Source organism: Citrobacter sp. TBCP-5362, from assembly GCF_005406305.1.
GTDB lineage: Bacteria > Pseudomonadota > Gammaproteobacteria > Enterobacterales > Enterobacteriaceae > Citrobacter_B > Citrobacter_B koseri.
This window is the reverse complement of the sequence record NZ_CP040234.1, coordinates 718,866-741,167: the sequence shown is the minus strand read 5'-3', so window position 1 is coordinate 741,167 and position 22,302 is coordinate 718,866. Positions and strand designations below refer to the sequence as shown.

Genomic DNA, 22,302 nt, shown 5'->3' with positions numbered 1-22,302 from the left:
AATAGTGATAGTGTTAAATTTCATCTTTATGGTACATAAATAGTTTTTTATTTCAATAAAGACGGCAATCAGTGGATTGTTGTTCTTTTGAAAGGGAACAAATAGAAGAAACGATCGTTTTTATGATTATATTCGAAATCCATTATTTTTGTGGTGTCATCTGATTTTATTTTCTGTAAATTTCACAAAGAAACATGAGGTGAATTTCTGGCGTTAAATAACCAAAGAGGGCATGCCAAAAAGGGAAGTTTTATGGATTTGTCAAACTCCGTTTTTTCTGATGATTATTTTTTTATCGTCGGTATCAGTACGCTGTTAACATCGGAGTTGATTGATGAAAATTACTACATAGTAGATGTTGAGACAACAAACCTCCTGCAGGTTAAAGAGCATTTTTTTGCAGACAGGAAGATTATTGCGTTTATAAGCAATGATCTTGACTACTATGCATTAAAACATCTACGGAGTATTACGTTTGTTGATAAGCGAAGCCGACTTAATGAAATTCTGTCCTGCCTGTTTGTCAATGATTCCCGATATATTTATCGGGTGAAGTACACGCTTTCAATGCGAGAAAGCGAAGTGCTCTCATGTATGCAAAAAGGGCTTGATGCGAATGAGATTGGTAAACAATTAGGTATGACGGTTAAGACATTTTATGCCCACCGGCGCAGTTTGGTTTTTAAACTTCAGGTCGGCAATCGTATATCTTTGTACCGAACTATCGCACGAGTAGAAAGTTATAAGCAGGACACCTGCGAACACAGTATTTCGTTAATCAGACAATGTCATTCGTCAGATAAGTATTTCACTGGAGGGAATTAGCACATTATTAATTAACATTTAAAGTATCAGTATATTATTTCTTAAATATTAACTTAACTAACTGGATCTTATATGAAAAAGATTGCACTGATTTCCGCGATTTTATCGCTCTCTGTATTTCAGGCAGCAAATGCTGCTGACGGCGTAATTAGTTTTACTGGCAGCATCACCGGTACGGCCTGTGTGGTGGATACCTCTGCGATTGCGCAGCCTGTCAACCTGGGGACTGTCGCGACAACCGCATTCTCAGGCGGTAGCGGAGCAACGGCGGCGGCGAAGCGTTTTAATATTGTGCTGAAATCCTGCCCGGCCAGCATTTCCAACGCCAGTATTCGTTTTGATGGCATCACCGACACGATTAACCCTTCTATTTTAGCACTGAGCAATGGGCAGACAGCGTCGAATGTTGGTGTCGCGATTTATGAGCAGGACAACTCAACGCTGATCCCTGTGGGTTCCGCATCCTCCAGCGTAGCGCTGGAAGAAGATGTTGATAACACACTGACTTACTTTGCCAAATATATGGCAACCGGCGCTGTTGGCGCGGGTACGGCAAACTCTTCAACCGCGTTTACCGTTATTTACCAGTAAAAGCAGGGCCCTTCGCGGCCCTGAGTAATTCACTCAGGATCTCTTCATGTTTCAGAAAGTCTATAAAAAGATTGCCGTTGGTCTTTTGTTTATCTCCGCAACGGCAATAAGCGGTGTGGAAATAGGCGGCACCCGGCTTATTTATAACAGCAGTGGCAATCAGGCGGCAATCAGCGTTAACAATCCAGATAACAAGCCGTATTTAATTCAGTCATGGGTGAGCAAAAGTGAAAATGGCGATGACAGTGACAATGCATTCATCACCACACCGCCTTTATTCAAATTAAATTCGCAGGCGCAGAATTCAGTACGCGTTATGTTATCAGGCGACACGCTCCCTACGGACAGAGAAAGTGTTTACTGGTTGAATATTAAAGCAATCCCTTCGTCATCACCGGATGCTAAAAATGAATTATTGATTGCGGTCAAAAGTAAAATGAAGCTGTTTTATCGTCCGGCAGGATTAAAAGGCGACCCTTCGCTTGCGTATCAGCAGCTAACGTTTTCAAGCGTGGGTGGAAAGTTAAGTGTGCATAACCCCTCGCCGTATAGCGTGTCGCTATACGACATCAAGGTGAATGGGAAACAACTAGCAAAACCTCCAATGGTTTTACCATTTCAAACGGTATCGCTACCTCAGTCGGCGGTAACGGGTGGTGAAGTATCGTGGCGTGCGATTAATGACTTCGGAGGCATTACGGCTGAACATAAATTTAAAATGTAGGTTACAAAGCCATGTTTCATGTCAATGCAGTTTCGGGTTTTGCTAAATTAACTCGGTTATCCACACTTATTTATCTGTGTACGCATACTCCTGCTGTACTGGCTGACGATTATTTCTCTCCAGATTTTATTGAAACCCGTGGAAATATCCCGCGTGATATTGATATTTCTCGTTTTAATGAAGCTGACGGGCAGGTGCCTGGCGTCTATCACGTTGATGTCTATGTAAATGGAAATTATCTGGCATCACAGGATATTTCATTTATTGACAGTAAGAGTGGGTTAATACCGGTGTTGACTCGTGCAGATCTGGTGCAATGGGGCGTTAAGCGCAATGCACAACCTGAATGGATGCACATAGCAGATACCGCGAACGTTGAACACCTCAGCAAACTGCTTCCCGGCAGCCAGCTTATTTTCCAGTTTGACGGGATGCGCCTGGATCTCTCCGTACCGCAGGAGTATCTACAGCGCGATCCCCGGGGGTCGGTATCGCCTGAGCGGTGGGATGACGGACTGAATATGCTGTTCCTGAACTACAACTTCTCAGGCGCTAACACGCATGGCAGCGACAAGTCGAGTAACGACAGCTATTTGAACCTACGTAGCGGTATTAACGTTGGGCCCTGGCGATTGCGTCATTACGCCACTTATAACAACAACGATGGCGCTGGTCACTGGAACACCCTTGGCACATCACTGGAGCGTGACATTAAGGCTCTGAAAAGTCAGTTCAGCATAGGCGATGGCTATACGCAGGCCGGTGTGTTCGACAGCGTGAATTTTCGCGGCGCGCAGCTTTATTCAGATGACAGCATGATGCCGGAAAGCGTCCGTGGTTTTGCTCCCGTGGTACGCGGTATTGCACAAACCAACGCGCAGGTCACCATTCGTCAGGGTGGCAACGTTATCTGGCAATCTTATGTGCCGCCAGGCCCGTTCGCGATTGACGACCTGTACCCGACCACCGCCAGCGGCGATCTGGAAGTGGCGGTACGTGAGGCGGATGGGTCGGTGCATCAGTTTATTCAGCCATTTTCCGCGGTGCCGGTGATGCAACGCGAAGGTCAGTTCAAATATGCGCTGGCAGCAGGGAAATATCGCGCGGCAAACAGCAAAGATAAAGAGCCGGAATTTCTACAGGGCACGCTGAGCTACGGTTTACCCTGGGATAGCACGATATATGGCGGCACGCTGGCATCCGCAGATTACTGGGCCGGAGCACTGGGGATCGGAAAAGGGTTCGGTGAATTCGGCTCGCTCTCTTTTGACGCCACTTTCGCCCGTACGCAAATGCCCGGTAAGACAGAAGAAGGCGTGTCGCTACGCGCGCAATACGCCAAAGACTTTGCTTCGACAGGCACCTCATTCAGTTTGATGGGCTATCGCTATTCCTCATCAGGTTTTCGTGATTTCCAGGAAGCGAACGGGGACGTGAATACCTTTCGAATGGGGAGCGACACAATACGTGAAGGCAACAGCTGGCGCTATGAACGGAACAAACGCAGCAAGGCGCAGGTGACGCTGAACCAGCGACTTGGCGACTGGGGAAATATAAACCTCTCCGCCTGGCAACAGGATTACTGGGGCGGCGACACCGAGCGCAGCGTTAACGTGGGTTACAACACCAGCATAAACAATATCAACTACGGCCTGAACTACAGCTATTCACGCGGTCCCTGGCACAATGAAAACGATCATATCGTCTCTCTGACGATGCAGATTCCGCTCTCACGTTTCCTGCCAGACAGCTGGATGACGGTATCCGGGAACAGCAACAAAAAAGGCGATACGACTTCGCAGGTGGGGTTATCCGGTTCAGCGCTGGAAGATAAAAACCTGAGCTGGAACGTGCAGCAGGGCTACAACAGCAAAGGCTCGGATGCGATGGGAAGCGCTTCCGTCAATTACAAAGGCCGTCATGGCGAGTATCAGCTTGGTTACAACTACTCTCGCGATAACCGCCAGATGTCGGTTGGGGCGATGGGCGGCATTGTGGTTCACCCTTACGGCGTCTCGGCCACGCAGCCTCTTGGCGAAACTATGGCACTGGTGAAAGCGGACAACGCGGCGGATGTGAAAGTGGCGAATAACAGCGGGATTTACACCGACAGCAGAGGTTTTGCCGTGGTGCCGTATGTCACGCCGTATCGGCAGAACAGTCTGTCATTGGATACCGCATCGCTGAACCCGCATACCGATGTGCTGAATGACACCTACACCGTTGTACCGACCAAAGGCGCGCTGGCGCTGGCTGATTACCCTACCGTCACCGGTTATAAGGTCATGCTTCAGTTCACCGGGAAAGAGATTCCGTTTGGCGCGACGACCCGTATTAAAAATCACGACAACATTCCAGAAGGAATGGTTGACGATCGCAAACGCGTCTGGCTCAACGGCGTACCGGAAAAAGGAAGCGTGATCGTTAACTGGGCCGAGGGAAGTTGTCAGGCAACGTATCAGATAACGCAGATCGCTGACAAACCGCAAACAGTCATTGCGCAATGCCACTGATCTGGAGAGAAAGAAAAATGTATCGAATTTTAATCAGCTTAATTTTTACCTCGCTGGGATTATTTTCACACACCGCCCTGGCGTGGAACTGCACTACGGTTACGTCAACAACAACGATCTCACCGCAGAATGTAACTATCTCGCGGGATCTCCCTGTAGGCTCAATAATAGGAACACAGGTTATTACACCGACAATTAATGCCTTTAACTGTTGGGACTCCGCTGAGGGCGTTATATCCAGGCAGATTTTTGGTATCAGAGCCATTGGCACATTCGATTCGTCACTCAACGGGCGTCAGATATATAAAACGAACATTAGCGGCGTGGGGTATTCCCTGTCCGCCGCAACGACAAAATGTGCCGCAGGCATCGTGACCGTTACGGGAAGCAATACCATACGGGGAGACATAAATACCGCTAAGCTCTGTGAAAATATGGCGGGGATGGTGAACAGCAATTTGGATGGCGTGGTTATCGTGACGTTTTATAAGACGGCAGCCGAAACCGGGTCTGGAACCATAACGGCAAGAACCGTGGGATCGTTGGTTATGTTAAATAACGCGCTGCTGTGGCATTCACCCGAATCTTCCGTCAATATCAACGCGTTCACGGTTACCACGCCAGCCTGTAATCTACAAACGACGTTTATCCCCGTGAATATGCAGGACGTGGATAAACAAGCCTTTAATGGCAAAGGCACCACACCGGGAGACGCACACACGCAGTCTTTCGATCTGCCGATGGTTTGTAATGCCGGAACAAAGGTCAGCGTTAAGATGGAAGGCGATATTTTTGATGCGAGCAAAGGCGTGCTGAAAACCATTGGCGGAAATAATGCCGCCACGGGCGTGGGAATCCAATTACTTTATAACAATCAGCCGATGGCGCTGGGTTCTGATGTCGCCGTTGGCACTTCATCCTCCGGCGGCGGATTCACGGTGCCGCTGAAAGCGCGTTATTACCAGACCGGAGACACCATCACGACCGGTGCAGCGAATGGCGTTTTGTCATTTACCATGACATACCAATAAGACAGTGAGGGGGCGGCAAGACCGAAGCTGAACCACGTCCCCTCGCCATTTATTTTACCGGTTTTCCGTGGCGGTCGCCGGATTACGCAATTGCCCTATCAGCCGCTGCATGTTGTCCTCACAGGAAATACCGTCAGGCCGGTTTGCAATACTGGCGATCAGACTCAGCAACTCGCTCTTGCTCTCTTCAAGCTGCTTCTGCATGAGTTCGATCTCCGCGATACGCTTCTCCAGGGATTGTATCAGCCCCTCGTGATCCCACTTTTTCTGCTCCTGCGGTAAAAAGCAGCGGATCTGCTCAAGTGAAAAACCGGCACGCTGAGCGTTATCAATAATCTTCAGCAGATTCGCCACCTCCGCCGAATAATTACGATACCCGTTGCTCTGACGCTGAGGAGGACTGATCAGCCCTTCTGCTTCGTAAAACCGAATACGGGAGGGCGTAAGCCCCGTTACTTTTGCCAGTTCACCAATCTTCATACCGTTTACAGACCTCTCTTGACCTTAAAGTTAACTTTAAACTTATACTCTCTAAACGGTCAACAGAAGATCGTTGCCGGACGAGCGCGCAGACCCTGACGTTTCTCCTTTTTTCGGGAGCCAACGTCCTGGCGCTACGCGCAAGACAAGTCTCTCCCTTTAACAACTTACTGAACCGGAGAAACGATATGGGTTACGTAACAACCAGCGATGGCGTTGACATTTTCTATAAGGACTGGGGGCCGAAAGAGGGAAAAGTGATCTTCTTCCACCACGGCTGGCCGCTCTCCAGCGACGACTGGGATGCTCAGATGCTGTTTTTCGTGGACAAGGGGTTCAGGGTCGTCGCGCACGACAGGCGTGGTCATGGACGTTCCAGCCAGGTGTGGGACGGTCATGACATGGATCATTATGCCGATGACGTTGCCGCAGTCGTTAAGCATTTAGGCGTCCAGGGCGCAATGCACGTCGGGCATTCAACCGGCGGTGGCGAGGTCGTGCGCTATATCGTGCGTCACGGCGAAGATAACGTCTCCAGGGCCGTGCTGATCAGCGCAGTTCCGCCATTGATGGTAAAAACCGACAGCAATCCGCAGGGTACGCCCCGGTCGGTGTTTGACGACTTCCAGGCGCAGCTGGCCGCCAGTCGGGCGCAATTCTATTACGATATCCCTGCGGGTCCCTTCTATGGCTACAACCGTCCGGGTTCCAGTCCGTCTGAGGCGGTCATCTGGAACTGGTGGCGTCAGGGAATGATGGGGGGAGCCAAAGCGCACTACGACGGTATCGTCGCGTTCTCGCAGACGGATTTCACGGAAGATCTCAAGCGTATCACTATCCCGGTTCTGGTTATCCACGGCGATGACGATCAGGTCGTTCCCTACCATGATTCCGGCGTACTTTCAGCCGGGCTGCTCAAAAACGGTACGCTGAATACGTACAAGGGAGCCCCGCACGGCATCCCCACCACGCATGCAGATCGGGTTAACGCCGACCTGCTGGCCTTTGTGAATAGCTGATGCACCGACCACGACGGATGGGCTGGCAAGTCAATTAGCAAAAAAAGGGGTCGCGGGCGGCTGCATTCCAGTTTAAAACATACGAACCTATGTTGAGGAGTCTGACCATGCTGGATCACCGCCCGAACTCACAGGATGATCGCCTGCGGCAGGACACCGCATCGTTGCGCCACGAAATTACCGCAAAAGTCAGAACATATACCGAACATCAGGAACGGGTCGTCTACCCGTTCCCCGGTCTGAGCGTTGCTGAACTCCACGGCCCAATGCCGCCGCTTTCTTATATTTACCAGCCCAGCGTGTCGCTGATCCTCCAGGGAGAAAAGCGCGTCACGTTAGGCGATACGGCCTATGTGTACAACGAATCCCGTTTTCTTCTGACGGCGGTCAATCTGCCAACCGTCGCCGAAGTGATGCAGGCCAGCGCCGAGCGTCCTTTTATATCGCTGTTGCTGGAACTGGATTTATCTGTTGCGCGTGAAGTATTGGTTGATATGGAACAGCACGGCAATGACGTGGGATTCGCAGGCGAAGGACTCTCGCTCAGCCATGCCGACCGTTTTTTGTTTGACGCCATACTGCGCTACATCACGCTCGCAGAACGCCCGCAGGATAAAGGGTATATCGGCAACCTGATTCAGCGGGAAATTCTGTATCGCATTTTAACCAGCCCGGCAGGTATGACGCTGCGGGAAACCGTACTGACAGGATCGAGCAGCCAGAGGATATCTTCCGCAATCAACTGGTTACGCACGCACTATTCCCAACCATTAAAAATGGAGGATCTGGCCGGGATTGCAGGAATGGGCGTTTCGACGCTGCATCACCACTTTCGTCGCATGACCAACATGAGCCCGTTGCAGTATCAGAAGCAATTACGGCTCCATGAAGCCAGACGCCTGTTGTTGTCAGATAATGTGGATGCCTCGACAGCGGCCATCAGAGTGGGTTATGAAAGCGTCAGTCAGTTTCACAGGGAGTACAAACGCCTGTTCGGCATCACGCCAATCGGCGATAAAGTGCAGTCGCTGAAAGGCGCAGAACGCGTCCGGGAAGCGGGAACGTTGACCGGGATACCGCGCTGATACACGCATATCGGACCGCAAAACAGTCGATCCGATATGCGTTGCTTACCGTCAGTTCGACAGTGAAGCCATATCAATCACAAAGCGGTATTTCACATCACCCCGCTCCATACGCTCAAAAGCCTGGTTAATCTGCTGGATATCGATGATCTCACACTCCGGGTACACACCTTTACGGGCGCAGAAATCCAGCATCTCCTGCGTTTGTGCAATCCCGCCAGACGGTGAACCCGTGATGCGACGACGCCCCAGAATCAGCGGCAAGGTACTGAACCCTTCCATATTCCCCAGATTACCGACAATAACCAGCGCCCCTTCCACATCAAGTAGCTGAACGTAGGGTGAAACATCATGGCGCGTCGGGATGGTGTCAATAATCACATCAAAAGAGGACGCCGCGTTATTCATCGCCTCTGCGGAAGTCGAGAGCAGAACGTGTTCGGCGCCCAGCTCATGCGCCTCTTTCGCTTTTGACTCACTGCGGGTGATAACCGTCACCTCTGCGCCCAAAGCGGCCGCCAGACGAACCGCAAGGTGCCCCAGGCCACCGATGCCAATCACCCCTACGCGCGAGCCGGGGCCAACGTTCCAGGTCCGCAGCGGCGAGTAAACGGTGATGCCCGCGCAAAGCAACGGCGCCGCTCTGGCCGGATCAAGGCCTTCCGGCAGATTCAGGACAAACTCCTCGCGAACCACGATATGTTTCGAGTAACCGCCGTAAGTGACGTCTCCTGAGATGCGGTCACGCCCGTTATAGGTCACCGTCGGAAACTCACGGCACATTTGCTCTTCGTGCCTGCGGCACTGATCGCACTCCTGACAGCTATCGACAAGGGTTCCGACCGCCACCTGTTGCCCGACCTGATAACGCGTCACTTTACTGCCGACATCAATCACCCGGCCAATGATTTCGTGTCCGGGAATACAGGGGTAAATCGTCGCGCCCCACTCTTTCCAGTCGTCACGGGTTTGATGCAGATCGCTGTGACAGACGCCTGACCACAGGATCTCGATCGCCACATCATTGGCACGCAATGCGCGTCGTTCAAACGTAAAAGGGGCCAGTGGCGTAGTCGCGTTTAATGCAGCATAACCGATGGTTTTCATAGCAGCTCCAGTTGTTTGTTTTCCACCTGAAACTGTAGCGGTTTGATGAATGGCAGAGTGAGCCTAATCCTGCCGGATGATTGCCTGATACTCCCGACAGAACGTCTGTTACGAATCCCCTGTCATTGAATGGCCCGGGCGGACGCTGGCGCATCATGCCCCGGGCTCTTTTTCAGAAGAGGCTATTCCCCTTTCTCCACAATTAACGGCTCGATATCACTCTCTTTTTTGATAACCAGCGAATCATCGCCACGCAGGCACGTACCGCCATAGTTGCCGCCAACGGTGAAAGTGCAGACCTGAATATACTTCCCGGCCACGTTTGGCAGGCACCACAACTGCTGGTAAATGTTTTTCTGCGCGGCAAATTTCCCACTGGTTTTATCGAGTAACTCTTCCTGATGGCTCACCAGATCGATATTGCTGCCGCAGCGCCCGGCGATCGGTTTCACCGCATAACCGGTGCGCGCCAGTTCGTCATTAACCGTGAAATCGGTATCCAGCAAATAGCGGTGATGCGGGAAGAGCGACCACAGGATAGGCAAAATAGCCTTATTGCCGGGGATCACCGTCCACAGCGGTTCAAACACCAGCACTTCCGGTCGCAATAGCACATCAATCAACCGCACTTCATTTTCAGGATGGCCGGTACGAATCGGCACGGCGGCGTATTCCGTCTCGCTGACTTCACGCACCTGTTCAATTGCGGTTTCCCACGCCCAGGTTTTCCAGACGCAGTTCACCAGGCGGCCATCGCCGTCAATCAGCTGACCGGCATCATCCCAACGCAGCGCATCCAGTCCCCGGAGAATTTTGCTTTCAAACCCGGCCTGGCGCAGCGCCTGCTGCATAAACTGGGCGTGATAGTTCTCCTCAATGTCCTTATCCTGCATGATGTGGACGAAAGGACGCGCGAGGCTGTGTTTCCATGCGCCCGCCAGTTCGTTGATCAACCCTTCCGCCGGATTATGCCCCTTCCCGGTGTAGCCCTTTTCGGCCCAGCGTTCGAGGATCAGCCCCGCTTCGGTATGGCATGATGCGGAATCGGCGTTGTACTCATACACCTTCAGGCCGCGTTCATCCATACAGAAATCCATACGACCGGTGATCATATGGTGGCGACGACGCTGCCAGGAGAGGCGCAAACGCGGCCAGAGGATTTTCGGAATGTCGAACAGCGCCAGCAGGTTATCGTCTTTCAGCACCTTGTCGGTGGCATGCAGGTACATCAGATGCAGCTCGTTGGTGGCTTTAATCAGCTCCTGCTCGGCGCTTTCCGTAATGGTGAAATACTGATGCGGGTCCTGATTAATCACATGCCCGTTCGCCAGCACATAGGCTTTTTGCAGCGGGTCCCGCTCATCCAGCCATTTGCCGTCAAACTGCCCTTTCTCTTCCAGCCGCGCGCCGCGAATCTTCAGTGAATCGTTGGCGATGTCTGGTTGAGGCAGGCTGTACTGCGTGTCCTCGGTCTGAATCATCCAGCCCAGGATCGTGGTGTCGTCAAAGGTATCGCGCAGGGTATAGCAGCCGTTTTCCACCACCATATCCAGCTCGCGGGTCCACTGTTGCCCTGGGGGCAGCGGCGTGTGGATCACATTCTGTTCGGCGATACGGATCTTGTTATCCAGCAACTGGGTAATGATCGCCACATGGCCGGTATCTTTAAACTCGCCGCCGTTTTGCCAGATAAGCAGCGCGCCAGCGACCGGCGCGCGGGGCGAACCATTGGGGAACGCCTGTAACGGCAGGATGTTGTCGTTCACCACTTCGCGCAGGAAACGCAGCGAGAAGATCTCCCACGCCATGCCGACATCCGTGAACACAACCCCATAATTGAGAAAGAGAAAGCGGCGGGCGAACTCAACGCACTGCCATTTATGGCCCATATACTCGTTGCCGATGTAGCTGCGAAACGCGGCATCATCGCTGTATTCCCGTGGGTCGAGGGAGCTGTAATCTGAAGAGTAGATTGCTACGCCACCGGGGGCGTAGCCCAATAATGTCCCGAATGGGGCATCCTGACGGGTCGTTCCTTTGCTCATGCACCTTACCTCAAAACAATACAGCCTGAGCAGTATGGCGTGAATTTTTCGCTCTGCTTGCCTGCTCAATAACACTAACCGGACAGAGGTCGATTCATCATACACCTCTACCCGGCCAGACGGCGCACAGAGACAAAAAATTCATAGCGGGAACGATGTTATGTTTTATTGATAACCACCGGCACGCTCTTATAGGCTGGCGTCAGGCTTTCGCTATCGACCGCATCCAAAGACAACAGCACATTCGCTTCCGGCAGATAGGCGCCAATCGATCCTGCCGCCATGTTGTAGATCACGACCGTCAGCCCGCACATCGCGCGATCCTCACAAGGGCGGCCATGATCGTCCAGCGCCTGAATGGTCACCACATCACCCTGCGCCAGACCGCGCGCCCTGGCTTCCGCCGCATTTAAAAACACGACGTCACGGCGGCCAGTAATGCCGCGATAACGGTCATTCAGGCCATAAATGGTGGTGTTGTACTGATCGTGGCTGCGCAGCGTTGCCAGCACCAGCGCATCAGCGGGTTGCTGCTGACGCTCAACGGCGCGCTGCTGGCTAACGACAAAGTTGGCTTTGCCATTCCCGGTATGCCACTCACGGCGCGAGGCAGGCGTGTCCATGCGAAATCCGCCCGGCGCGGCAATGCGGGCATTGTAGTCATGAAACGCCGGAATAACGGCTTCAATGGCGTCGCGGATCAGAGCATAGTTTCCCACCATCTCTTCCCAGTTCACCGGCGAGCGCGCAAGCGTGGCGCGTGCCATTCCCGCCACAATCGCAGGTTCCGATTTCAGCCACGGCGAAGCCGGTTTCAGAGAGCCGCAGGAGGCGTGCACCATCGACATCGAATCCTCGACGGTGACGGACTGAATCCCCGTCGCCTGAAGGTCGCGCTCCGTTCTGCCCAACGCGGGCAGCAGATAGTTATGCTTCGCCAGCAGCAGGTGCGAGCGGTTCAGTTTGGTTGCCACATGCACCTGCATATCCAGCTTTTGCATTGCCGCAAACGTCCGCTGCGGCTGCGGCATCGCCACGGCCAGATTGCCGCCCATGCAGATTAACGCCTTAGCCTCGCCCCGCTCTATCGCCCGAATGCTCTCCACGCTGGCGCGGCCGTGTTGACGAGGAACGGTAATGGCAAAACGCGCTTCAAGGCGTTGCAGGAAGGCGTCTGACGCCGCTTCGTTAATCCCTACCGAACGGTCGCCCTGCACATTGGAATGCCCACGCAACGGGCAGATACCCGCGCCCGGCTTTCCGATATTGCCTTTCAGCAACAGCAGGTTAACCAGTTGCTGCACATTCCCGGTGCCGTTTTTATGCTGGGTGATCCCCAGGCCGTAGCAAATGATGGTGGCGCGCGATTTATTGTAGCTGTGCGCTAAATCTTCCATCTGGCTGCGCGTCAGACCTGAATCTGCTTCCAGTTCCGCCCAGTTGCACTGGCGCAGGTCATCATACAGCGCCTGATAACCGGCGGTATGCGCAGCAATAAACTCATGATCGAGGCAAGGCTGCTGGTTTAGCAGCACCCGCGCCTCATCCATTTCAATCAGCGCCTTCATCATGCCTTTGAGCAACGACGCATCGCCGCCCATTTTCACCTGGTAGTAGCTGCTGCTGAGTTCGGTCGCCTGGCCGGTGAGCATCTCTTTAGGGCTTTGCGGGAAGCTAAAGCGTTCAAGTCCTCGCTCCGCCAGCGGATTGATGGCGATAATTTTGGCGCCGCGCTTTGCCACATCGCGCAGCGTGGTCAGCATACGAGGATGGTTGGTTCCCGGATTATGCCCGATGCAAATCACCAGATCGCAGCGGTCAAAATCCGCCAGTTCAACGGTGCCTTTCCCCAGACCAATAGCGCGCGTCAGCCCTGCGCTGGTCGGGCCGTGGCACATATTGGAACAGTCCGGGAAGTTGTTGCTGCCGTATTCACGGGCAAACAGCTGATACAGGAACGCCGCTTCATTCGAGGTTCTGCCGGAGGTATAAAACTCTACCTGTTCCGGGGAATCGTAGCTGCGCAGGCGTTCGCCGATTTCCTGAAACGCGATGTCCCATTCCACGGCTTGCCAGGTATCGGTTACGGCATCATATTTCATCGGGTGCGTCAGGCGGCCAATATTTTCCAGCTCGTAATCACTGTACTGCCATAAGGTGGACACCGGATGACGACGGAAAAACGCCGGTGAGGCTTTCTTGCTGGTGGTTTCCCAGGAGACCGCTTTGACGCCATTCTCACAAAGTTCCATCGGCGCCCGATGGCCAGGGTCAGGCCATGCGCAGCCAGGGCAGTCAAAGCCTTTGACCTGATTCATTTTGAACATCGCGATAATATCGCGCGTGACGGCCTTTTGGGAAAACACCGACGCAGAGACCGCTTTCACGGCTCCCCAGCCGCCCGCCGGGCCCTGATAACCGCTTACTCCTGGAACACCATTTTTCATTGTTACTGCTTATTCACTGCCAATTTTTAATGGCGAGTACGGTAACAATTTCCGTCTGATATTGATTTCCTCTTGATGGAGTACAGGCGGGCTACAATTAACGAGTTATATTGTGTTCCCCTTCCAGCGAAAAAACCGGCGCTTAATGTCCCAATCTGTTAAACCGCATGGCCTCCGACTGCTACACTGCTTCAACACACCAACCCAGAAGGCAGGTCAACATGTCAGAGAATACTTATCAACCCGCAAAAGTATGGACGTGGGATAAATCCGCAGGCGGCGGCGCATTCGCCAATATCAACCGTCCCGTTTCTGGCCCGACTCACGACAAGACGTTGCCCGTCGGCAAGCATCCGCTACAGCTCTACTCCCTGGGAACGCCAAACGGCCAGAAAGTGACCATCATGCTGGAGGAGTTGCTGGCGCAGGGCGTGACGGGCGCAGAGTATGACGCCTGGCTGATTCGCATTGGCGACGGCGATCAGTTCTCCAGCGGTTTTGTCGATGTGAACCCAAACTCAAAAATCCCGGCGCTGCGCGACCACTCGCAGAACCCGCCGCTGCGTGTCTTTGAGTCCGGCGCAATTCTGCTCTACCTGGCGGAAAAATTTGGTTATTTCCTGCCGCAGGATCTCGCTAAACGTACCGAAACCCTGAACTGGTTGTTCTGGCTCCAGGGGGCGGCGCCGTTCCTCGGCGGCGGCTTTGGTCACTTCTACAACTACGCGCCGGTGAAAATAGAGTACGCGATCAACCGTTTTACGATGGAAGCCAAGCGTCTGCTGGACGTGCTGGATAAGCAGCTGGCGCGTCATCCGTATGTGGCGGGCGATGAGTACACCATTGCCGATATGGCTGTCTGGCCGTGGTTTGGCAATGTCGTGCTCGGCAACGTGTATGACGCCGCAGAATTTCTGGATGCGGGAAGTTATAAGCACGTACAGCGCTGGGCGAAAGAGATTGCGGAACGTCCGGCGGTCAAACGCGGACGCATTGTGAACCGCACCAACGGGCCGCTCAACGAGCAGCTTCATGAGCGTCACGACGCCAGCGACTTCGACACACAAACCGAAGATAAGCGTCAGAGCTAAACCGTGACGCCGGATGAGATTTTAACGTCGCCATCAGGTGTTATATTGCCTGATGGCGTTCGTTTATCAGGCCTACGGGTTTGTGATAGTCGGCGTTTAATTAAACCCATGTTGCATGAGAATCAGTCCTGCCGGAGTGGAAAGCAGAAATTCGGCAAGCGGTTTTCCGCGCGCCGTCAGACAGGCAAACGCATACTCAGCGATCGGATTATACGGTTCAGGAATATCAACCACGCGCAGGGTACTGATTTGCCGCAGTCTGGGGGCATAGCTGGCATAACCAATAAAAACATCCGTGTAATCGTGGTCGATTAACCATTGCGCCGCCAGCGCTCCGGCGGGAAGCGGCAAAGAATCCCGGCCGCCGACCAGCGCCACAGCACGCGAGCGGATCGCCTCGCCGACGGCTCCCATTCGCGAAAAAAGCTGTTGCGTGTAATCACCGGAAGGATCGCAGCCCGGCGTTGATGTGCCAATTCGCAGATCCTCGCGCATCAGCAACGACCGCCAGTCGTCGCCCTCCCGCATAACGTCAGCACGCACGGTCAGGCAGAGGCGATTCAGCGCAAAGGACGAAACCGACAGCGCCCGCCCGCTCGCCAGCAGCGCCTGCGGATGCGCCACATTAGCCGAGGCGAAAAAGTCGCACGGCTCACCGGCTTCAATCCGTTCACGCAGCAATCCCGCCGGGCCGAAATCACAGCGGATCGTCTCTGCCTGAAAACAGGCCATTAGCGGTTGCCAGACGGCACGCAGGCTGCCTGCGGCAAGGATTTTCATCAGTCAACGCCCTGATAGTCAGTGCGATAAAAACGCTGATACCAGTCATTGGCGACCTTGCGCATATCAATATCCTGGAATTTCTGCGGATAGAGTTTTTTCGCCATCCACAGCTCGCCAATGCCCATCGCTTCCGGCATCGGATAGCCCCAGGCCTTCGCGTAGTCCGGCATCAGATAGACGCGATGATTTTTCACCGCATCAATCACCTGCCACTGCGGGCTTTGCAGGATCTCATCCACCACTTTCGGATAGCGATCCTGAACAAAAATCACCTGCGGATTCCAGGCGATAACCTGTTCCATCGCGACCTGCTTAAAGCCTTTGATGGTCGATGCCGCCACGTTCAACGCCCCCGCGTGCGCCATCATCAGGCCAGTATATTTACCGGAGCCGTAGGTGGTCAGTTCCGGGTTCGCCATATAGGCGCGAACGCGTTGATCTTCCAGGATGTTTTTCAGGCGATCGCTCACCATCTTGCGCCCCTCATCCGTTGCGGCAATCAGCGCTTTTGCTTCGTCAGGTTTATTGACGATATCGCCGATCAGCGTGATCCCTTCACGCAGCCCTTGATCGTAAGCCTGTTCTTCATCCGTCATTGTCGGGTTCATTTTAGCCTGTTCGCCCGCCGCATCATGGCGCAGAGAAATCGCCACCACCGAAATGCCCAGGCTGCTGATTTTGTCGATCATTTCCTGCGGTGCATAGTTAGTGACAAACACCACCTGCGGATGCAGCGCGACCAGTTTTTCCGCATCAACGTGGGTTAAATCACCCAACGCGGCTTTCGTTGTCAGCTCCGGCGCCAGGCGGGCATAACCGTCGCCAAGCTGTTGTTTCCAGTTCGCCATCACGCCAACAATTTTGTCGGTGGCGTTCATCTGCACCAGCAAATTCAGCGTCTGATGCTGGAGTACCACCACGCGATCCACCGTATCCGGGACGGTAACCTGGCGACCAATCTGATCGGTAAACGTACGCTCGGCCTGAGCCATAAACGGCAGGGAAAAAAGCAACGCCAGCAGGGAGAGCTGGCGTAAGGATTTAAACATGGGAGATGTCCTCACAAACGATATATATATTAGTATACAACGATTGCAAGGCCGCTTGATAGATTGCCTTCAGGGATTATCAGGCGCTGGTAACGTCATACTCCATTCGGCGTAGCGCGTCTAATGTGGCTTTGGCTTCCTCTTCATCAATGATGCTCATGGCAAATCCCACATGCACCAGCACCCACTGCCCCACCAGCGTTGCAGGACTGTCTTCGCAGATCAGGGCAATATTCACATCACGCTTGATGCCGCACACTTCAACCTGCGCAAGCTGGTGAATATCTTCACCAACGGACAGAACCTGCCCCGGGACTCCAATACACATAGTTAACCACCTGGACGTTATTCCACTTCAATACTTTTCACTTTCAGCGAGTCGCCGGTATCCACCCGCAGGCGATCGCCCTGACAGTGTGGACACTGCGCGTCATGCTGCGTGATTTCAACCGCCTGGCTGCAATCCCAGCACCACGCCTGAGCGGGTTTATAGTCGATGTGCAACGCACACCCCTGCGCGAGCGTACCCTGGCAAACGATATCAAAGCTGAAGCGCACGGCGCTCTCTTCAACGCACGAGAGCGCGCCAATTTCCAGCCATACGCCGGTGACTCGCGTCACGCCATGCTGTTCCGCCTGCTGCTGGATAATCTCAACCGCGCTCTGGCACAGGGACAGCTCATGCATGCTCGCCGCTCCGGCGTCCAAACAGCAGAGCACGACGCCCTGCCAGCTGCGGCGCATCGGGATCGCTGACCGGCAGCGACAGCAGCATCCGCGCGCAGTCGTCCGCCAGACGCATCCCCTCCTGCGCCGACATACCGTGATTGAGCGGCGACATCAGCGAGCAGGAGAGGTATTGCGAAACCCCGTCCAGTTCACCAACGGTAAAGGTCATCGCGCCATACGGCAGACGTAATCCGAGTTTTTCACTGACTTTGCGTACCGGCCAGAGCTGATCGGGGCCGGGAAAAATCAGCGCGCTCAGCATCCACGGCGCGATCACGCAGCCCGTCCACTGCCCTTCAAACAGGGTGAAGTCAGAGACATACACCGGCATATTCGGGTGCAAAAACGAGAGATCGTGCATTGAGCGTCGGGCAATCTCTTCAAACGCCGCCTGAACCTGCATTCTCGGAGAGGACGGGAACCCTGAAATCTCCTCAGACATGCGCAGCCTCCCGTGGAATAGCCTCAACGCCCGACTCGCGCAGCGCGGCAAGAACCTGCGCCAGAGCAGGTTCAATCATCGCTTCAACCGTTGGCGTCAGGCCGATATGCGGCTCCAGCGATTCCGGGATCACGCCGATCAGCGTCAGCTTTTTCGGAAACTCGCCAGTGAAGCGCAGGGCCGACAGAACGTCGGCCAGGCCAAGCTGATGCGGTGAGATTTTGTTGGTGAACAGCGCAGGCACCTCATCATCACGCAGGATCATAAGGGTTCCCGGCGTGTTCTTTCTCGACACGATGGCGTCCGCGATGATCAGGTGATCTCTGTCCGCCATATCGCCGAGAAGCTCCATTCCCGCCGTGCCGCCATCAAGGATCTCCACGAAATCCGGCAGGATGTACCGCTGTTCTAACGCTTCAACGATACGCACCCCGATGGCTTCATCGGTCAGCAAAATATTGCCGACCCCTAACACTAAAATCCGCATTACAGAACCTTAACTGAGACGACTTCGTTCCCGTCAGCGTCCACTACGTGCACCGCGCACGCCATGCAAGGGTCGAAGGAGTGAATGGTACGCACCACTTCCAGCGGTTTTTCTGGATCGGCGATCGGCGTCCCCACCAGCGACTGCTCGTACGGCCCCACTTCATCGTTAAAGTTACGCGGACCGGAGTTCCAGGTGGACGGAACCACCGCCTGGTAGTTGCTGATAATGCCGTCTTTAATGACCATCCAGTGAGAGAGCATACCGCGCGGCGCCTCAAGGAAGCCCACCCCTTTAAACTCACCCGTCGCCGGGATATCCGGTTTGACGAACGTGGTGTGGTCGCCTTTCCCGATATTGGCGATCAGCGCGCTGTACTGATTTTGCAGAATACCCTGCAATTCGCAGCAGTGAACGGTGCGGCCAATGATACGCCCCAGCGTGGAGTGCAGTTGCGCCACTTCCAGCGTTTTGCCGGTCAGTTTCTGGTAGATCGCGATGATTTCATTCAGTTTGGCCTTCGTGGACTCGCGTCCCGCCGCCAGTTTAACCAGCATATTGGCCAGCGGCCCCACTTCAACGGTTTTGCCGTAGAAGGTCGGGGACTTAACCCACGAGTATTTACCGTCATCAGACCAACCGGTGTATTCCGGGACGGTAGTCCCTTCCCACGGTTCCTGCGGCGCTTCGTCTTTGTACCAGGCGTGCTTCGCGCTCTCCTGAATCCCTTTAATCAGGTATTCATCGGAATGCGAGGCGATCGGGCGATACGTCGACAGATCCGCATTCTGGATATAGCCGCCAGGGAACAGGAAGCTGCCGTTTTTACCGTCGGTCGGAAATTCCGGCGCGCTCAGGTAGTTAACCGCGCCTTTTCCGCGCTCCAGCCATTCTGGATAGAACGCCGCGATTACCGCCGTATCCACCTTGTAAACCTGCTCAACAAAGTCGCTCAGCTTGTCGATGAAGGACTTGATGTACATCAGGCGTTCAAGGTTCAGCACGCCGAGACCGTCGAGGTTGATCGGGTTCGCCACCCCGCCCACCGCCAGGTTCTGGATGTGCGGCGTTTTACCGCCCAGCAGCGCCACCACGCGGTTGGCGTCACGCTGGCATTCCAGCGCTTGCAGATAGTGCGCGACCGCAATCAGGTTCACTTCCGGCGGCAGTTTCATCGCCGGGTGTCCCCAGTAGCCGTTAGCGAAAATCCCTAACTGGCCGCTGGCAACGAGGTCTTTGATCTTGTTCTGCACCTTCGTGAACTCTTCCGCGCTATTCAGGTGCCAGCTCGACACGCCGTTCAACAGCGCCGACGCTTTCGCCGGATCGGCCTTCAGCGCAGAGGTGATATCCACCCAGTCCAGCGCAGAAAGCTGGTAGAAGTGCACAATATGGTCATGGGTAGTATGCGCCGCCAGAATGATGTTACGGATGTACTGCGCATTGACCGGAACGTCAATCTTCAGCGCGCTCTCCGCCGCACGAACGGAAGAGATCGCGTGGGTCGTGGTACATACGCCACAGATACGCTGCACAATCATCCAGGCATCGCGCGGATCGCGATTCTTCACGATCTCTTCCATGCCGCGCCACATGGTGCCGGATGCCCATGCTTTTGACACCACACCGTTCTCGATTTCGCAGTCGATGCGTAAATGACCCTCAATACGGGTTACCGGATCAATAGTAATTCTCTGGCTCATGCTTTGCTCGCCTCATGACGATTGTGATCGTTTTGTTTTAATGGAGGAAGTATCGGCAGTAGACGAATGAGTAAGATGTATGCACAAATCTCAATAGCCACAAAACCAATAGAAATCAGCAGTTCTTCCCAGGTGGGGAAGTAGTGGTAGCCGCCGCCGGGATTGAACGCCACCAGCGAGTAGGACATACGCCACGTTGCGCAGCCCAGCAGCATACTGAGGGCGGACAGATACAACATCCGCGAGTCGCCGCGCAGTTTCGGCAGACGGAGCACCACCAGCGGGAAGACCATCAGCAGGACTTCAACCCAGAACAGCAAGGAGTAGTAGTCACCGGCAAACGCATAAGAGAGCTTGTCGCGGTAAATCAGTTCACCGAAACGGCACACGAGGAACAGCGCGATGAAAACGCTGATAGTACCGGTCAGCTTGATAAACAAACTTTTCTCATCCGGGCCGTTGCCTTTTAAGCCGCTCTGCACCAGAGAGCCTTCAAAAATAACGATGGAGAAACCCATGATGAAGGCGGTGAACAATGAGAACAGCGGTAGCATTTCATAGCTCTGCCACAGCGGATGTACTTTAATACCGGCGGCAATCATCAACGATCCCATTGACGACTGGTGCATGGTCGGCAGCAACGCCCCGAGAGCGATAACAAAGAACATCACTTTGTTCAGACGCTTAAGCGAGACTTTCCAGCCCAGACGTTCAAACAGCGCGGGGGCAAACTCCAGCGCCATCACGCCAATATAGATGGTCATACAGACCGCCGTTTCAAACAGCACCGAGTTCACATTGAAGTGCCCTGGGATGTAGAAATACGGCAGGTTCCAGTAACGACCAACGTCAATGGTGATCGACAGCCCGCCCAAAGAGTAACCGAACAGGCTTGCCAGCAGCGCCGGGCGCACCAGCGGATGGTATTGCCCCCGGTTGAAGACATACACCGCCCACGCCAGCGCCCAACCGCCGCACGCGAAGCCGGTGCCGATCAGCAGGTCAAAAGCGATCCACACGCCCCAGGGGAAGCCGCCGTTCAGATCGGAGACCGATCCCAGCCCGAAGACCAGACGTTTCACAATGAGAAGCATACACAGGACGACAAGCGGCCCGAAGATGATGATCGGTTTACTGATTATTTTCCCGCCCAGCGGTTTAGGATCATGACTCATGATCGTCTCCTCCGTCGTGATGCTCGTTTTTCGTATTACGACGAACCATCACGGTTAAGCCCGCCAGCACAGCCAGTGGCAGCATCATGCCTTTATACAGGGTGTGTTGAATGTGTTCAGAACGCGCGCCAGTTGACAGATCGGCCAGTTGAGGGAGATCCAGATTCTGGTAAGGAACGCCAGTCAGCACCAGCACCTGCGTGCCGCCGCCCTCTTTTTCACCGTACAGATGCGGGTAATACTTCGGTACGGTATGCAGATACGTATCGCCAGTCTGCAACGTCTGGCGCGGATAGTGGTATTCGCTGCCAGGCTTCAGCGCCAGGCGTTTTTGCGCCTCCGCCATCAGCTCTTCTCGCGTACCAAAAATCACCGCGCCCGCCGGACATACCTCAACGCACCCCGGCAGACCGCCTTTGTCCAGGCGTTCAACGCCCTTCTGGTTGCACAGTTCACACTTGTGCAGCGCGCCAAACGGGTTGTTGTAGTCGTATTTCGGCACGTTGTACGGGCAGGCGACCATGCAGTAGCGACAGCCGGTACAGACGTCTTTGTTGTAATGAACGATGCCGGTTTTCGGGTCTTTCTTCAGCGCGGATACCGGGCAAACGGAGACGCAGTTAGGGTCAACGCAGTGCATACACTGTTTCTTAATGTACGCGTAGCCGTTCTCTGTCTGATCTTTATTGACGCCACTTCCGCTATGCCACACCTGAATGATGTTATTAGTGTAAGGCGACAGCTTGTCGTTATTCGACCAGGTTTGCGCCCCTTCCGGGTTACGCGCCGGGAAGTTGATATCCTGGCATTTGGTCACACACGCCTGACAGCCCACGCACAGCGTCGAGTCATACAGCATCCCCAGGGAACCCGGGATAGGCGGACGGTTTTCCGCAGCCGCATGGCTGATGGACGGCGACGCGCCCAGCAGCAATGCCCCGCCAGAGGCTGCTTTAATAAAGTTACGTCTGTTCAC

At 54.1% G+C, this 22,302-nt stretch carries 21 protein-coding genes; 8 read left to right on the top strand and 13 right to left on the bottom strand.

The window, feature by feature from the left end; genetic code table 11:
- Nucleotides 1–252: 252 nt before the first annotated feature.
- The 5 genes from FD428_RS03570 to FD428_RS03550 all read left to right on the top strand — a co-directional run bounded on the left by FD428_RS03570 (nt 253) and on the right by FD428_RS03550 (nt 5,684).
- A complete protein-coding gene (locus FD428_RS03570; RefSeq protein ID WP_012135108.1) occupies nt 253–825 on the top strand; it encodes a LuxR C-terminal-related transcriptional regulator in 573 nt (190 codons plus the stop codon).
- 72 nt (nt 826–897) lie between these two features.
- The gene (locus FD428_RS03565; protein ID WP_012135109.1) at nt 898–1,416 is read left to right on the top strand and encodes a fimbrial protein; all 519 of its coding nucleotides are present in this window, start codon (nt 898–900) and stop codon (nt 1,414–1,416) included.
- Nucleotides 1,417–1,462: 46 nt separating this feature from the next.
- Nucleotides 1,463–2,140, top strand: a complete 678-nt coding sequence (locus FD428_RS03560; protein ID WP_114848332.1) for a molecular chaperone — start codon at nt 1,463–1,465, stop codon at nt 2,138–2,140.
- An 11-nt stretch (nt 2,141–2,151) separates the two neighbouring features.
- The gene (locus FD428_RS03555; protein WP_114848333.1) at nt 2,152–4,653 is read left to right on the top strand and encodes a fimbria/pilus outer membrane usher protein; all 2,502 of its coding nucleotides are present in this window, start codon (nt 2,152–2,154) and stop codon (nt 4,651–4,653) included.
- Nucleotides 4,644–5,684: a fimbrial protein gene (locus FD428_RS03550; protein WP_223849107.1), complete on the top strand. Its 1,041-nt coding sequence runs from the start codon at nt 4,644–4,646 to the stop codon at nt 5,682–5,684. The genes FD428_RS03555 and FD428_RS03550 overlap by 10 nt, the downstream gene beginning before the upstream one ends.
- Before the next feature lie 54 nt (nt 5,685–5,738).
- On the opposite strand, the gene FD428_RS03545 is transcribed toward FD428_RS03550, so the two are convergent.
- Nucleotides 5,739–6,164 carry a MerR family transcriptional regulator gene (locus FD428_RS03545; protein WP_058668106.1) on the bottom strand — a complete coding sequence of 142 codons (426 nt, stop codon included), beginning with the start codon at nt 6,162–6,164 and terminating at the stop codon, nt 5,739–5,741.
- A 188-nt stretch (nt 6,165–6,352) separates the two neighbouring features.
- On the opposite strand from FD428_RS03545, the gene FD428_RS03540 reads away from it, so the two are divergent.
- On the top strand, nt 6,353–7,183 hold the full coding sequence (locus tag FD428_RS03540) for an alpha/beta fold hydrolase (RefSeq protein WP_012135114.1): 831 nt from the start codon (nt 6,353–6,355) through the stop codon (nt 7,181–7,183).
- Between the two features lie 107 nt (nt 7,184–7,290).
- The gene (locus tag FD428_RS03535; RefSeq protein ID WP_223849108.1) at nt 7,291–8,268 is read left to right on the top strand and encodes an AraC family transcriptional regulator; all 978 of its coding nucleotides are present in this window, start codon (nt 7,291–7,293) and stop codon (nt 8,266–8,268) included.
- A 51-nt stretch (nt 8,269–8,319) separates the two neighbouring features.
- Here the strand turns inward: FD428_RS03535 and FD428_RS03530 are convergent, their stop codons facing one another.
- The 3 genes from FD428_RS03530 to FD428_RS03520 all read right to left on the bottom strand — a co-directional run bounded on the left by FD428_RS03530 (nt 8,320) and on the right by FD428_RS03520 (nt 13,867).
- Nucleotides 8,320–9,375 (bottom strand): NAD(P)-dependent alcohol dehydrogenase, encoded by a 1,056-nt coding sequence (locus FD428_RS03530; protein WP_012135116.1) that lies wholly within the window; start codon nt 9,373–9,375, stop codon nt 8,320–8,322.
- A 182-nt stretch (nt 9,376–9,557) separates the two neighbouring features.
- Nucleotides 9,558–11,420: a bifunctional glutathionylspermidine amidase/synthase gene (gss, locus tag FD428_RS03525; protein WP_012135118.1), complete on the bottom strand. Its 1,863-nt coding sequence runs from the start codon at nt 11,418–11,420 to the stop codon at nt 9,558–9,560.
- Between the two features lie 158 nt (nt 11,421–11,578).
- The gene (locus tag FD428_RS03520) at nt 11,579–13,867 is read right to left on the bottom strand and encodes an FdhF/YdeP family oxidoreductase (RefSeq protein ID WP_114848335.1); all 2,289 of its coding nucleotides are present in this window, start codon (nt 13,865–13,867) and stop codon (nt 11,579–11,581) included.
- Between the two features lie 221 nt (nt 13,868–14,088).
- On the opposite strand from FD428_RS03520, the gene yghU reads away from it, so the two are divergent.
- Nucleotides 14,089–14,958, top strand: coding sequence for a glutathione-dependent disulfide-bond oxidoreductase (gene yghU, locus FD428_RS03515; protein ID WP_049011849.1), 870 nt, complete (start codon nt 14,089–14,091; stop codon nt 14,956–14,958).
- Nucleotides 14,959–15,054: 96 nt separating this feature from the next.
- Here yghU and FD428_RS03510 read toward each other — a convergent pair whose 3' ends face one another.
- From FD428_RS03510 to hybA, 9 genes are all read right to left on the bottom strand, one after another.
- Nucleotides 15,055–15,738 (bottom strand): molybdate ABC transporter substrate-binding protein, encoded by a 684-nt coding sequence (locus tag FD428_RS03510; RefSeq protein ID WP_110493823.1) that lies wholly within the window; start codon nt 15,736–15,738, stop codon nt 15,055–15,057.
- The gene (locus FD428_RS03505) at nt 15,738–16,790 is read right to left on the bottom strand and encodes an ABC transporter substrate-binding protein (RefSeq protein WP_114848336.1); all 1,053 of its coding nucleotides are present in this window, start codon (nt 16,788–16,790) and stop codon (nt 15,738–15,740) included. Before FD428_RS03505 ends, FD428_RS03510 begins: the two co-directional genes overlap by 1 nt.
- A gap of 79 nt (nt 16,791–16,869) precedes the next feature.
- Nucleotides 16,870–17,118: a hydrogenase maturation factor HybG gene (gene hybG, locus FD428_RS03500; RefSeq protein WP_012135123.1), complete on the bottom strand. Its 249-nt coding sequence runs from the start codon at nt 17,116–17,118 to the stop codon at nt 16,870–16,872.
- A gap of 17 nt (nt 17,119–17,135) precedes the next feature.
- Nucleotides 17,136–17,477, bottom strand: coding sequence for a hydrogenase maturation nickel metallochaperone HypA (gene hypA, locus FD428_RS03495; protein WP_012135124.1), 342 nt, complete (start codon nt 17,475–17,477; stop codon nt 17,136–17,138).
- A complete protein-coding gene (gene hybE, locus FD428_RS03490; protein WP_114848337.1) occupies nt 17,470–17,961 on the bottom strand; it encodes a hydrogenase-2 assembly chaperone in 492 nt (163 codons plus the stop codon). Before hybE ends, hypA begins: the two co-directional genes overlap by 8 nt.
- On the bottom strand, nt 17,954–18,448 hold the full coding sequence (locus tag FD428_RS03485) for a HyaD/HybD family hydrogenase maturation endopeptidase (protein ID WP_058668111.1): 495 nt from the start codon (nt 18,446–18,448) through the stop codon (nt 17,954–17,956). Before FD428_RS03485 ends, hybE begins: the two co-directional genes overlap by 8 nt.
- Nucleotides 18,448–20,151 carry a hydrogenase 2 large subunit gene (gene hybC / locus FD428_RS03480; protein ID WP_012135127.1) on the bottom strand — a complete coding sequence of 568 codons (1,704 nt, stop codon included), beginning with the start codon at nt 20,149–20,151 and terminating at the stop codon, nt 18,448–18,450. The genes FD428_RS03485 and hybC overlap by 1 nt, the downstream gene beginning before the upstream one ends.
- Nucleotides 20,148–21,326: a Ni/Fe-hydrogenase cytochrome b subunit gene (gene hybB / locus FD428_RS03475; RefSeq protein ID WP_012135128.1), complete on the bottom strand. Its 1,179-nt coding sequence runs from the start codon at nt 21,324–21,326 to the stop codon at nt 20,148–20,150. The genes hybC and hybB overlap by 4 nt, the downstream gene beginning before the upstream one ends.
- Entirely contained in the window at nt 21,316–22,302 is a 987-nt protein-coding gene (gene hybA, locus FD428_RS03470; RefSeq protein ID WP_024130950.1) for a hydrogenase 2 operon protein HybA, read from the bottom strand. Before hybA ends, hybB begins: the two co-directional genes overlap by 11 nt.

Coding starts and splice junctions, on each gene's coding strand:
- hybC (WP_012135127.1), bottom strand. CDS start 20,151: ATGAGCCAGAGAATTACTATTGATCCGGTAACCCGTATTGAGGGTCAT.
- FD428_RS03560 (WP_114848332.1), top strand. CDS start 1,463: ATGTTTCAGAAAGTCTATAAAAAGATTGCCGTTGGTCTTTTGTTTATC.
- hypA (WP_012135124.1), bottom strand. CDS start 17,477: ATGCATGAGCTGTCCCTGTGCCAGAGCGCGGTTGAGATTATCCAGCAG.
- FD428_RS03530 (WP_012135116.1), bottom strand. CDS start 9,375: ATGAAAACCATCGGTTATGCTGCATTAAACGCGACTACGCCACTGGCC.
- yghU (WP_049011849.1), top strand. CDS start 14,089: ATGTCAGAGAATACTTATCAACCCGCAAAAGTATGGACGTGGGATAAA.
- FD428_RS03485 (WP_058668111.1), bottom strand. CDS start 18,448: ATGCGGATTTTAGTGTTAGGGGTCGGCAATATTTTGCTGACCGATGAA.
- FD428_RS03505 (WP_114848336.1), bottom strand. CDS start 16,790: ATGTTTAAATCCTTACGCCAGCTCTCCCTGCTGGCGTTGCTTTTTTCC.
- gss (WP_012135118.1), bottom strand. CDS start 11,420: ATGAGCAAAGGAACGACCCGTCAGGATGCCCCATTCGGGACATTATTG.
- FD428_RS03510 (WP_110493823.1), bottom strand. CDS start 15,738: ATGAAAATCCTTGCCGCAGGCAGCCTGCGTGCCGTCTGGCAACCGCTA.
- FD428_RS03535 (WP_223849108.1), top strand. CDS start 7,291: ATGCTGGATCACCGCCCGAACTCACAGGATGATCGCCTGCGGCAGGAC.
- FD428_RS03555 (WP_114848333.1), top strand. CDS start 2,152: ATGTTTCATGTCAATGCAGTTTCGGGTTTTGCTAAATTAACTCGGTTA.
- FD428_RS03545 (WP_058668106.1), bottom strand. CDS start 6,164: ATGAAGATTGGTGAACTGGCAAAAGTAACGGGGCTTACGCCCTCCCGT.
- FD428_RS03565 (WP_012135109.1), top strand. CDS start 898: ATGAAAAAGATTGCACTGATTTCCGCGATTTTATCGCTCTCTGTATTT.
- FD428_RS03570 (WP_012135108.1), top strand. CDS start 253: ATGGATTTGTCAAACTCCGTTTTTTCTGATGATTATTTTTTTATCGTC.
- hybG (WP_012135123.1), bottom strand. CDS start 17,118: ATGTGTATTGGAGTCCCGGGGCAGGTTCTGTCCGTTGGTGAAGATATT.
- FD428_RS03550 (WP_223849107.1), top strand. CDS start 4,644: ATGCCACTGATCTGGAGAGAAAGAAAAATGTATCGAATTTTAATCAGC.
- hybE (WP_114848337.1), bottom strand. CDS start 17,961: ATGTCTGAGGAGATTTCAGGGTTCCCGTCCTCTCCGAGAATGCAGGTT.
- hybB (WP_012135128.1), bottom strand. CDS start 21,326: ATGAGTCATGATCCTAAACCGCTGGGCGGGAAAATAATCAGTAAACCG.
- FD428_RS03520 (WP_114848335.1), bottom strand. CDS start 13,867: ATGAAAAATGGTGTTCCAGGAGTAAGCGGTTATCAGGGCCCGGCGGGC.
- FD428_RS03540 (WP_012135114.1), top strand. CDS start 6,353: ATGGGTTACGTAACAACCAGCGATGGCGTTGACATTTTCTATAAGGAC.